The organism is Nocardia sp. CC201C, from assembly GCF_030010695.1.
GTDB lineage: Bacteria > Actinomycetota > Actinomycetes > Mycobacteriales > Mycobacteriaceae > Nocardia > Nocardia otitidiscaviarum.
Map to the genome: position 1 here is coordinate 1 of NZ_JASCXP010000240.1, position 11,352 is coordinate 11,352.

General features: G+C 68.8%; 11 protein-coding genes. 5 read left to right on the plus strand and 6 right to left on the minus strand.

Annotated features, from left to right (window positions below; translation table 11 throughout):
• A partial coding sequence (locus QK444_RS22900) for a bifunctional 5,10-methylenetetrahydrofolate dehydrogenase/5,10-methenyltetrahydrofolate cyclohydrolase (protein WP_282783528.1) occupies positions 1 to 828 on the minus strand: 828 nt, incomplete at its 3' end.
• A 218-nt stretch (positions 829 to 1,046) separates the two neighbouring features.
• On the opposite strand from QK444_RS22900, the gene QK444_RS22905 reads away from it, so the two are divergent.
• The 3 genes from QK444_RS22905 (at position 1,047) to QK444_RS22915 (ending at position 4,072) form a co-directional block, all read left to right on the plus strand.
• Positions 1,047 to 1,874, plus strand: coding sequence for a YdcF family protein (locus tag QK444_RS22905; protein ID WP_282783530.1), 828 nt, complete (start codon positions 1,047 to 1,049; stop codon positions 1,872 to 1,874).
• Positions 1,875 to 2,360: 486 nt separating this feature from the next.
• Positions 2,361 to 3,386, plus strand: coding sequence for a methyltransferase (locus tag QK444_RS22910; protein ID WP_282783532.1), 1,026 nt, complete (start codon positions 2,361 to 2,363; stop codon positions 3,384 to 3,386).
• On the plus strand, positions 3,383 to 4,072 hold the full coding sequence (locus tag QK444_RS22915) for an HAD family hydrolase (protein ID WP_282783534.1): 690 nt from the start codon (positions 3,383 to 3,385) through the stop codon (positions 4,070 to 4,072). Before QK444_RS22910 ends, QK444_RS22915 begins: the two co-directional genes overlap by 4 nt.
• Before the next feature lie 87 nt (positions 4,073 to 4,159).
• Here QK444_RS22915 and QK444_RS22920 read toward each other — a convergent pair whose 3' ends face one another.
• The 3 genes from QK444_RS22920 to QK444_RS22930 form a co-directional block, all read right to left on the minus strand.
• Positions 4,160 to 5,185 (minus strand): hypothetical protein, encoded by a 1,026-nt coding sequence (locus QK444_RS22920; protein WP_282783536.1) that lies wholly within the window; start codon positions 5,183 to 5,185, stop codon positions 4,160 to 4,162.
• 205 nt (positions 5,186 to 5,390) lie between these two features.
• Positions 5,391 to 6,218, minus strand: coding sequence for an SDR family NAD(P)-dependent oxidoreductase (locus tag QK444_RS22925; protein ID WP_282783538.1), 828 nt, complete (start codon positions 6,216 to 6,218; stop codon positions 5,391 to 5,393).
• Positions 6,219 to 6,249: 31 nt separating this feature from the next.
• Positions 6,250 to 7,821 carry a succinic semialdehyde dehydrogenase gene (locus QK444_RS22930; protein WP_282783540.1) on the minus strand — a complete coding sequence of 524 codons (1,572 nt, stop codon included), beginning with the start codon at positions 7,819 to 7,821 and terminating at the stop codon, positions 6,250 to 6,252.
• A gap of 130 nt (positions 7,822 to 7,951) precedes the next feature.
• Here QK444_RS22930 and QK444_RS22935 point away from each other — a divergent pair, with 130 nt between their 5' ends.
• Complete coding sequence (locus tag QK444_RS22935) at positions 7,952 to 8,632, plus strand: TetR/AcrR family transcriptional regulator (RefSeq protein ID WP_282783542.1); 681 nt, start codon at positions 7,952 to 7,954, stop codon at positions 8,630 to 8,632.
• Here the strand turns inward: QK444_RS22935 and QK444_RS22940 are convergent.
• Together QK444_RS22940 and QK444_RS22945 are read right to left on the minus strand one after the other, a co-directional pair.
• Complete coding sequence (locus QK444_RS22940) at positions 8,629 to 10,113, minus strand: NAD(P)/FAD-dependent oxidoreductase (RefSeq protein WP_282783544.1); 1,485 nt, start codon at positions 10,111 to 10,113, stop codon at positions 8,629 to 8,631. The genes QK444_RS22935 and QK444_RS22940 overlap by 4 nt on opposite strands.
• A gap of 34 nt (positions 10,114 to 10,147) precedes the next feature.
• The gene (locus QK444_RS22945) at positions 10,148 to 10,858 is read right to left on the minus strand and encodes a TetR/AcrR family transcriptional regulator (protein ID WP_282783546.1); all 711 of its coding nucleotides are present in this window, start codon (positions 10,856 to 10,858) and stop codon (positions 10,148 to 10,150) included.
• Positions 10,859 to 10,950: 92 nt separating this feature from the next.
• On the opposite strand from QK444_RS22945, the gene QK444_RS22950 reads away from it, so the two are divergent.
• The coding region (locus QK444_RS22950) for an MFS transporter (protein WP_282783547.1) at positions 10,951 to 11,352 on the plus strand (402 nt) is incomplete at its 3' end.

Genomic DNA, 11,352 nt, shown 5'->3' on the forward strand with positions numbered 1-11,352 from the left:
CTGAACCACGTGCCGCATGAGCAGCGCGGTGGTCACCGGCCCGACGCCGCCGGGGACCGGGCTCAGCGCGGCGGCCTTGCCGGTGACGGCCGCGGCGTCCACATCGCCGGTGATGGACCCGTCCTCGCCTTCATTGGTGCCCACGTCGATGACCACGGCCCCCTCCCGCACATGCTCGGCCTTGATCAGCCCGGCCCGCCCCACGGCCGCGACCACGATATCCGCGGCCGAGGTGACGCCCGGCAGATCGGTGGTGCGCGAATGACACACCGTGACGGTGGCGTTCTCCGCCAGCAGCAGCTGCGCGAGCGGCTTGCCCACCACATTCGAGCGGCCCACCACCGCGACATGCTTACCGGCCAGCGCGACGCCGTGATGTTTCGCCAGCTCCACCACCGCCTCGGAGGTCGCGGGCGGGAAGCCCGGCAGGCCGGTGGCGAGCAGGCCCAGTGACAGCGGGCTGACGCCGTCCACGTCCTTGGCGGCGATGATGGCCGGGCTCACGTCGTCGAGGCCGACACCCTTGGGCAGCGGGGTTTGCAGCATGATGGCGTCCACGCTCGGATCGGCCGAGAGTTCCACCAGCTTCGCGCGAATATCGGCCGCGGTGGCGTCAACCCCCAGTTCGATGTTCTCGCAGGCGATTCCATTGCGTTCGGCGGCGCGGTTGAGCGACTTCACGTACCAGGCGCTGGCCGGATCGTCATTGGCGACCACCAGCGCCAGGCGCGGTGCGGCGCCGTTGCCCGCGAGTGCGGCGGCGCGCTGCTTGGTGTCGGCATTGATAGCGGCGGCGAGTTCCTTGCCGATCAGCGAAAGCGTATACACGGGGATACAGCCTATCGCGCGGCCCGGGTTCCCCTCCGCGCGGAGATCCGCACTCGGAATTTCCCTGTGGCAAATCCCCACCCGATGCGCTGGGCAGTCGTATCGTGTCTCCATTCGGCCTCGAGCCAATAGCCAGCAAGCAGTGCGTGTGAGACCTCGTTCGTTCGCGGAAAGGTGTCGTTGCGGTGCAGACAGCAAGGCGTTTACCCTCCCTGGTCGTGGCCGCCGCGGCCGCGCTCACCATCTTCGGATCACCGGTGGCCATGGCCGATCCGGGTCCCCTCTACAACTCGGCACAGAGCAATTTCGTCAATGGCGACGACGCGGCGGGCCTGGAGGATCTGCGCCGCCTGCTCGCCGAGGCCCCCGACGACGCCGAAGCGTTGGCGCTGCAAGCGGTCTGGTCGGACTACACCGGCGACCTCATCACCCGCGAGGCGGCGCTGATGCGGCTCAACACCCTGAATCCGCGCCTGGCCGACGGGGTGCGCACCATCTTCCGGGCGGTGGCCGCGGCCATCGGCACCCTGCCCAATCCGATTCCCGCCATCGCGGGACCGCAGACCGGCATCGTGGTGCTCGGCTACGGCCTGCTGCCCGACGGCGCGATGCGGCCCGAACTGGTGAACCGCATGCAGGCGGCCTGGTTGCAGGCCATCGCCTCACCGCTCTCCCCGATCGTGGTGACCGGCGGCAATCCGCGCAACGGGATCACCGAGGCGGCCGCCATGGAACGCTGGCTGCTCGATCGCGGCATTCCGGGCAGCCGGATCATGGCCGAGCATCGGGCCGGATCCACCGTCGGCAATGCCTTGAACGCGTCGAAGATGCTCCGGGACGCGGGCGCGACCAGCGCCATCGTGGTGACCTCCCCCAACCACATCCGCCGTGCCGTCGCCGACTTCATCGTGGCGGGCATCCCCGTGGTCGGGGCCACCACCTCGCTGGAGCAGCTCGTCTCCCAACTCCCCCCGCCCAACCGCGCCGCCCAGCGCGGTATCTACCTCGACGCCACCCGCACGCTGCTGCTGCCCGCGCAGCGGTAGACGCGCCGCGGACAGTCCGATGATGTCCCCGGGTCCGGACGGACCCGGGGACATCGCGTTCCGCGTCGTGGCCACTGGCGCGGCGGATCGGACCGAGGGCACACCCCGGGCGCGCTCGGGGTGTCCCAGTCCTCGGAGCTGTGCATGATTCGGCGCTACCGCCGGTTCGGCGGTCTGGCCGGTCCTCGGCAGCCCAGCCGGTTCCGGGCCGGTCTCTCCGGCGGAATCGGTGCGGCAACTCGGTAGTATCAGCGGCACGGCCGTCCCCGGACACCACGGCCGGTACGGCGAGGATCCGACCTCCCGACGAACCGCACCCGACGCCGCGGCCCGGGCCGGCGAGACGGCGTGATCGACGAGCGGCCTGGCCGGCGTCACGGCGGGGCGATCCGGCAGGTCGGCCCACGTCGACGACGCGGTGCGATCCGGCGAAGATGCTCGCCCCAGCGGGGCGGCGCGGTCCGGCGAGGCGGCACAATGGGCGGAATGGTTGCCGACGGTTTCGATGAGTTGGTGTCGCGCCTGCGGGCGGCGGGGTGTGTGTTCGCCGAGGACGAGGCGGGGCTGTTGACCGCGGCCGCGGTGGATGCCGAACGTCTGGAAACGCTGGTGGCACGGCGAGTGTCGGGAGTGCCGCTGGAATATGTGCTGGGGTGGGTGGAGTTTCGAGGGCTGCGGGTGGCGGTGTCGGAGGGGGTCTTCGTGCCGCGGCAGCGGACCGGGTACTTGGTCGAGCAGGCCGTGCGCTTGGCGCGGGCGCGGATCGCCGGGACCGCGCAGGCCACCGGGGCGGCGGTGCAAGTCGGGCACGCGGCGCAAGCCGGGCACGCGGCGCAAGCCGGGCAGACGGCGCAAGCCGGACAGACGGCGCAAGCCGGACAGACGGCGCGGGACACAGGGGCGGCACAAGTCGCGGAGACGGCGTGGGTGCCGATGCCCGCGAATCCGCACGGATCGCAGTCGTTGCCGGGCAGTCGGTCCGGGATCGTGGCGGTCGATATGTGTTGCGGGTCTGGGGCGCTCGGGCTGGCGTTCGCGACAGAGCTTGCCGCCCGGGGCATTTCGGTGGCATTGACGGCGGCCGATATCGACCCGGTGGCGGTGGCGTGTGCGCGGCGCAACCTCGCCGCCTCGGGTGCCGGGGTGTTCGAAGGTGATCTGTTCGCCGCCCTGCCCCGCGAGCTGGCCGGGCGGGTGGACGTACTGCTGGCGAATACCCCGTATGTGCCCTCCGAGGCCATTGCGGACATGCCGCCGGAGGCGCGCGACTACGAGCCCCCGGTGGCCCTCGACGGCGGCGCGGACGGGCTGGATATCTTCCGGCGGGTCGCGGCGGCGGCTCCCGAGTGGCTGGCACCAGGCGGGCATCTGCTGGTGGAGACCGGTGCCGCACAGGCCGGGACGGCCGTGGACTTCCTCACCGAACACGGCCTGACGCCCCGGGTCGCGACGGACGAGGAACTGGGTGCGACGGTGGTGATCGGTTCGCTCGCCGGTAGCGTGGGCGTGTGACGATTCGCGGCCTTCTCTTCGATATCGACGACACCCTCGTCGACTATTCGGCCACCGCGCGGGCCGGAATTCTCGCGCATCTGGCGGCGGAGGGGCTGCTGGACCGGTTCGCGTCCCCCGAACACGCCGTGGCGCTGTGGAAGGAACTCGAGGAGCGGGAGTATCCGCGCTACCTTGCCGGTGAGCTGACCTTCACCGGGCAGCAGGAATTGCGGTCGGAGCTGCTGCTGGCCCACATCGGCGCGACCACCGACGATGCCCGCGCCTGGTTCGACCGCTATGTCGCGCTACGCGACGCCACCTGGGCGGCCTTCCCGGATGCAGAACCGCTGCTGTCCGCCCTCACTGGCCGCATCGCGGTGGGTGTGGTGTCGAACTCCTCGCTGACCCACCAGGTCGGCAAGCTGCGCACCGTCGGCCTGCTCCCCCATTTCGGCGACGCCGTGCTGTGCTCGGCCGAATTCGGCACGCCCAAACCGCATCCCGATATCTTCCTGGCGGGCTGCGACCTGCTCGGCCTGCCCCCGGAACAGGTCGCCTACGTCGGCGACCGCTGGGATGTGGACGGACTCGGCGCCCGCGACGCCGGTCTGCGCGCCCACTGGCTGAACCGCGCGGCCCCGAGCACCGCCGTGCGGGACGGCATCACGGTCATCCACTCGCTGACCGCGCTGTCCGCACTCTGAGCAGCTGCCCGCGCCCACGCCATCGTGGCCGGAGCATCACGGACCGACCACGCCTCGGCGCCGGACGAACGCACGATAATGCCAATTTCAGGATGGGTCTTCGATCCAGGTGATCGTTCCGCGGGCGGTGATCCTGCTGCCATGAGTTAGGGCCCAGGCTCTGATCGCGGCCGACTGTTCCGGAGTGATGCGGTGCGTCCAGCGGCCACGCCGCACGTCTTCGATGGGCATTCGGTGTTCGGTGAAAAGCCTCGAGAGCTCGTCGAACTGGGTCGGTGTCACGAAGACCAGGTAGTAGTCTTCGCCGGAACTCAGTGACGCCAACACGATGTCCAGCGCGGAGGCGTGTTCGCCGATCTCTTCGAGGAACGCTGCGATGTAGTCGGCTCGATTGTCGTCGGCGTGCTCGGCGTCGAAGGCGGTGACCCAATGCCAGGACAGCGCCGCGGGATACGATCTCAGTGCTGCCAATTGCTCGCGGATCGAGCGGGGATCCTGTTCGCGGGAGATGATCGCCATGTCCGGGGTCGTGTTCGTAGATTCGGCGCTGCGAATCGATTCGGCGGCACCCGGTCTCAGATATGCCAGTCGCTGGGCCATGATGGACCGCACATCGAACCCGTAATCCGATTCCCTCGCCACCACTTCCCCGCGGTAGACGCCGTCCGCGCCCACGCGGTCGGTGAAGTCCTCCCAGCTCATGTTCGAGAGGTTGATGTTGTTCTCCACATTCCACAGCTGGTCGGGCACGACGCGGAACGGCAGCCGGTCGCCGTGGTCGTCATCCTGGGGTGGCAGGACCCAGACCGCCAAGATGGGATGCTCAGGATCGGTGAGAGTGACCTCGTCGGCGAGGAAGGACACGATCGCACCGCCGGATTGCCGTGCCCTCAACCCCTCGGGGTCGAGGCCCTCGAACTCCGGATCGTTCACGGGAGTCGAATAGGCCAGGAACCCTTCATTACTGGGTGTCAGTACCTCACGGACCAGGCAACCCCAGGCGCGGTCATCACCGAACCATGTGCGGACCAGCGTTGATCCACTTGGTAGGTCTGTCATGTCCGCACCATAACGGCGGGGTCTGACACCTTCCGCCGTCAGCGCAGGAAGCATCCGCAACTGGCGAGGTTCGGGTCCTGGCCGGTCCGGACATTCAATCACTGTTGTCCGCAACGACGGCCAATTCCGAGGCTCTCCTCGAAAACTGGGCACCTTCCCCGCGAAGGTGGGCACGGGACCTTGCACGAGGGCGTCAGTGAGACTTCCCGTGGTGGCCCTCCGCGTCAGCGCCGGACATTCCGGCCACGCGGCCGAATCTCTACTGCCGCCCGCGGAATTCGTCCATGGAGTGGTACACGCCGACCGTGTTGAGGTAGAAGTCGCGCACCTTCAGCGGGAGCAGGCCGGTGATGGCGCGGTTCAGCCGCGAGGTCCACGGCATGACCACCAGCGCCGAGCCCTTCTTCATCTCGGTCCAGGAGGTGTCGACCACCTTCTCCTGGTCGAGGATGGGGGTGAACCAGAACCCCTTGGCTCCGTCGAACATGCCGGTGTTGATGTAGGTCGGGCAGACGGTGGTGACCTTCACGTGCTCGTTGCCGGACTGCTCGAGTTCCAGTCGCACCGAATCCGACCAGCCCAGCGCCGCCCATTTGGAGGCCGCGTACACGCTCATGCGCGGATTGGAGACCAGTCCGGCCGAGGAGGCGATGGTCATGACCCGCGCCTGTGATCCCTTGTTCGCCACCATGGCGGGCAGGAACTCGAGGGTCACGTACATGGGGGCGAGGGAGTTGATCGCCATGGTCTTGTCGATGTCGCCGCGGTTCTCGGTCTCCCAGAAGTAGCCGTTGCCGCGCACGATGCCGGCGTTGTTGACCAGCACGTCGATATCGCCGACCTCGCTGCGCACCGACGTGCCCGCATCCCGGATGGCCTGCTGATCGGAGACGTCGACCACGTAGTGGTGGATGCGGCTGCTGCCGAGGGCGCTCAGTTCGGCGACGGTCTCCTTGAGCGTCTCCTCGTTGATGTCCCACAGCACCACGTCGGCGGCGCGCTCCCGGACCGCCCGGACCGCGAAGGACTTGCCCAGCCCCATGGCGGCCCCGGTGATCAGGACCTTCTTGCCCGCTACGTCCTTCATACCCGTGTGTACCCCTGTCTCGAGTGGCAGATCACTTCTGCCGCAATGTCTTCATGGTGGTGAGGAACAGCGTCATGGTCTTGGCCCAGAGCTTCTCCGACATGCCGGGCAGTGGTGCGATGGGCAGGACGCGCTGCACCGCGATGGTCTGGGTGTCGACGTATTTCAGCAGACCCTCCGGTCCGTGCCGCCGCCCGGTCCCGGAGATGCCCAGTCCGCCCGAGGGCGCGGCCACCGATCCCCAGGCGGCGATGAAGCCCTCGTTCACATTCACCGATCCGGCGTGGATGCGCGCCGCCACGGCACGCCCGCGATCGGTATCCCGGCTCCACACACTGGCATTGAGCCCGTAGGCGGTGTCGTTCGCCTGATGCACCGCTTCGTCGTCGCTGCCGACGCGGTAAACGGAGACGACCGGCCCGAAGGTCTCCTCGCGGTAGACGGTCATCCCCTCGCGCACCCCTTCGAGGATGGTGGGCTCGTAGAAGTACGGACCCAGATCCGGACGCGCCCGGCCGCCCGCGCGCACGGTCGCGCCCTTGGCCACCGCGTCGTCGACATGCGCTGCGACGGTGTCGATCTGGCGCTGGAAGGTGAGGGAACCGACCTCGTAGGAGAAGTCGCGCTCCTTGCCGAGGGTGAGTGTGCGGGTGTTCTCGGCGAACTCGGTGACGAACCGGTCGTAGACGCTGTCGTGCACGTAGATGCGCTCGATGGATTCACACAGCTGTCCGGCCGAGGCGAAGCAGGCCCGCACCGCGATCTTGGCGGCGGCGGAGACATCCGCGTCGTCCAGCACCAGCAGCGGGTTCTTGCCGCCCAACTCCAGGGAGTAGCCGATGAGCCGCTCCCCCGCCTGCCGGGCGATGGTGCGCCCGGTGGCGCTGGATCCGGTGTAGTCGACGTAGTCGGCGCGCTCGATCACCTGCCCGCCGATCTCGCGACCGCGGCCCAGCACAGCCTGCCACAGCCCCTTGGGCAGTCCGGCGCGCTCGGCGATATCGATGGCCCACAGTGCGGTGAGCGCGGTCTGATTGTCCGGGCGCGCGATGACGGCATTGCCGGCGACCAGGGCGGGCAGCGCGTCGGAGGCGGCCAGGGCGAGCGGGTAGTTCCACGGCGAGATGACCGCGACCACGCCCTTGGGCCGGTTCAGCACCTCCACCTGGGTGAGCACCGGCATGACGCCGCGCGGGGTGCGGCGGGCGAGCAGCTTCTTGGCCTCGGCGGCGTAGTAGCGCGCGTTGACGGCCACATCGCTGACCTCGTCGAAGGCGTGCACCCGGGACTTGCCGGTCTCGGTCTGCACGATATCGAGGATCACATCCTGTTCGGCGAGCACCAGGTCGTGGATGCGGCGCAGCACGGCCACGCGGTCGGCGATCGGGGTGCGCGCCCATTCCCGCTGCGCCTCGCGGGCGGTGGCGAAGGCGGCGTCGATATCGGCGGTGGCGGACTGCGGCAGATCGACGATCTTGGCGCCGGTGGCGGGTGCGAAGACCTCCACGGACGGCCTGCCGCCAGCGCGCGCATGGGTCAGCAGGCGCTGCACGAGGTCGAAGGGAAGCGCATCGGCGGCGGCGAGCTGCGGGGCAGTCGTCATTGGTCGCCCTCTCGGTGGGTGGATCGCGGGCGCACCCGCTATTTGCTGAACAGCAGTGTTACGCGAACACTGATGTTAGATTAATAGACGTGACGCACCTCATGTCAAGCGCTCCGCGGGGGTTTGTGAAATGACCCAGTCCGCCACGGCCGCTCCTCGACGGGGACGGCCACCGCAAACAGCCGAGCAGGCCGATCAGGTGCGCGCCCGCATCGTGCTGGCCACCTCCGAGGTGTTCGCCGAACACGGTTCGCGCGGACTCAATGTCGCCCGCATCATCGAGAAGGCCGGATTGGCGCGGCCCACCTTCTACCGCTACTTCGCCAATGCCACCGAACCGCTGCACGCGCTGCTCACCATCTCCAACGACGATCTGGTCGGCGGCGTGCGCGCGGCGCTGGAACGCAGCGTGGAGCCGGTGCAGCTGGGCATCAATATGATCGAGGCGTACCTGTACTGGGCCGACGGCCACGGCACCATGCTGGCCCCGCTGTTCGCCGAACTACACGATCCCGGGTCACCGGTCTCGTCCTATCGCGAGAGCGCGCTGAACGACATCCGCGCCCTGGTGCGCGCCAAATTCGCCGACATCGGCCGCCCCGCCCCCAGCGACCTGAATCTGGATACGGCACTGCAGATCTGCGAATTCGTGGTCTACCGGATCTCGGCCACCGCCCCGCACGGTGAACCGACTCCGGAGGCCATCGCGGAGGCGCGGCTCACCATGATCCGCGGGGTGCTGGTGACGCTGGGCCGCCGCGAGGACGTGGAGTACGCCCTCACCGTCCCCGGTATCTTCGATCCGGCCTAGCCCGCGGCGCGCGCCGGTGCGTCGCGGTGGGCGCGCTCGAAGACCATGGCGTCGTCGGTGATCCGGCCGTAGCGCAGTTTCGGCAGATCGCGCAGATAGTTCATGGTCAGCTTCCACGGTGCGCGGTCGCCCTGTTTGGGCAGGTGCTCCAGGGCGCGCAGCACATAGCCGGGCTCGAAGTTCAAGAAGGGTGAAGTGCCGACGGCGGGGTCGCGGACCGGGGTGGCCGTGGCGTAGCCGTGCGCGTCCATATGCTTCAGCAGCCGAACCACGTACTCGCACACCAGATCCGCCTTCAGGGTCCAGGAGGCGTTGGTGTAGCCCAGCACGTAGGCGAAGTTGGGGACGCCGGAGAGCATCATGGCCTTGTAGGCCATGGTGTCGGGCAGGGATATCGGCCGCCCGTCCACCACCAGCTCCATACCGCCGAAGACCAGCAGGTTCAACCCCGTCGCGGTGATGATCACATCGGCGTCGAGGTCCGCGCCCGACCCGAGCCGGAGCCCGGACTCGGTGAAGGTGTCGACGGTGTCGGTCACCATGGTCAGCTGCCCCTTGCGGATGGCGCGGAAGAAATCGCCGTTGGGCGCCAGGCACAGCCGCTGATCCCACGGGTTGTAGCGCGGGGTGAAGTGGGTGTCGATGTCGTAGCCCGCGGGCAGCCACTTCTCCTGCCAACCGCGGATCCAGGCCCGCATGCGCTGCGGATACCGTTGGCACAGTTGGTAGATGGCAGTGCTGAAGACGACGTTCTTGGCGCGGGTCAGCCCGTAGGCGGCGCGCGCGGGCAGGAAGCGCCGCAGCCGCGCCGCGGTGGGGTCGCGCTCGGGCAGCGACAGGATGTAGGACGGCGACCGCTGCAGCAGGGTGACGTGCGCGCCCTGCCGGGCCAGCGCCGGGCCGAGGGTCACGGCGGTCGCGCCGGATCCGATGACGACCACCCGCTTGTCGGCGACCTCGAGGTCCTCGGGCCAGTGCTGCGGATGCACGATCGGTCCCGGGAAGCGGTCGGTGCCCGCGAATTCCGGGGTGTAGCCCTCGTCGTAGCGGTAGTAGCCGGAGCAGCAGAACAGGAAGTTCGCGGTCACGGTGCGGGTTTCGCCGTCGTGGTCGGCGGTGACCGTCCACCGGTCGTCCACCGAGGACCATTCGGCGCGAATCACCCGGTGGCGGTAGCGGATACGCCGGTCGATGCCGTTCTCCGCGGCGGTCTCGCGGACGTAGGCCAGAATCGAGTCACCGTCGGCGATGGCCTTGTCGCCCAACCAGGGCCGGAAGCGGTAGCCGAGGGTGAACATATCCGAATCGGAGCGAATGCCCGGGTAGCGGAACAGGTCCCAGGTGCCGCCGCTGGCCGCGCGCGCCTCCAGGATGAGGTAGCTCCGCGTCGGGAAGGCCCGTTGCAGATGGTAGGCGGCGCCGATTCCGGACAGTCCAGCTCCCACAATGAGCACATCGACGTGCTCCGGCGCATCGCTCATCGTTCCCGTCCTCGCTGCTTCCGCCGAACCGGCATCAGTGCCGGTCGGTGCCCTGCGCACCCGACTCCAGAGTATCGATGCCACCCAGCAGGCCGTCGACGAACCTCCGGATCGCCGTATCGCCGGGCAGCAGTTCCCGCACCGCGCTCCACTGCGGCAGGATGTCGCGCACCTCCGGGAAGTCGGCCAGATCCTCCGTGGTCACGAATTCGGTCCATCGGGGCGGCCGGGCGTCATCCGGCGCGGCCGCGCGCTCGGCGTCGGCGCGCCGCATGAGCAGCTCACCGAGCACGAAGCGCCACAGGGCGGAGTACATGTAGGCGGCGTACTGCGGGCTGGCGCCCAACGCCCGTGCGCTGCGGATGAATTCGTCCAGGATCCAGAGCGCGGCGCGGCCGAAGGACTCCCCGCCCACCAGCAGCTCGGCCACCCACGGCAGCTCCTGGAGTATGTCGATGAGATAGGCGATGAGCGCGACCAGGCGTTCGCGCGGATCCCGCGGCAGTCGAGGCGCGGGCAGTTCCTCGGCGCGGGCGCTGAGCACGGCGATGAACAGCTGCGCCTGTGCCGGGAAGTGGTGGTAGACGGCGGCGGTGCTGACGCCGAGTTCGTCGGCGAGTTTGCGCATGCTGAACGTGTCCTTGCCGCCCGCGGCCAGCAGCCGCGTGGTCGCGGCGATGACGTCTGCCCTGCTCACGCGCACGGGTCGGCCGCGCCGCCGGGGTGTGGTCGCACTGTCGGCCATGGCTCCCATTCTGCGAAATGACCCTCTCGACACCAGGGTCAGGCCATGCTAACCATATTAAGCACACGCGTTATTTAATTATGGAGGTTGCCGTGACCGATCGCCCCGACGGCCGGGTGGGCTGGACGCTCGCCGTCGTCTTCACCGTCATGTTCCTGGTGTCCCTGGATCTGTCGATCGTCAATGTGGCGCTCCCGGATATCGACGCCGACCTGCACTTCAGCGGCTCCGGGCTGAGTTGGGTGATCAACGCCTACCTGCTCACCTTCGCGGGCCTCATGCTGTTGGGCGGGCGGCTGGCCGATCTGGTGAGCCGCCGCACCCTGCTGCTGGGCAGTCTGGCGGTCTTCGCACTCGCCAGCGCCTGGGGCGGGCTCGCCCAGCACGCGTGGGAACTGCTCACCGCCCGCGCCGTCCAGGGCGTGGCCGCGGCGGTGCTCGCGCCGATGTCACTGGCCCTGGTCACCTCCGAATTCGCCGAGGGCCCGGCGCGT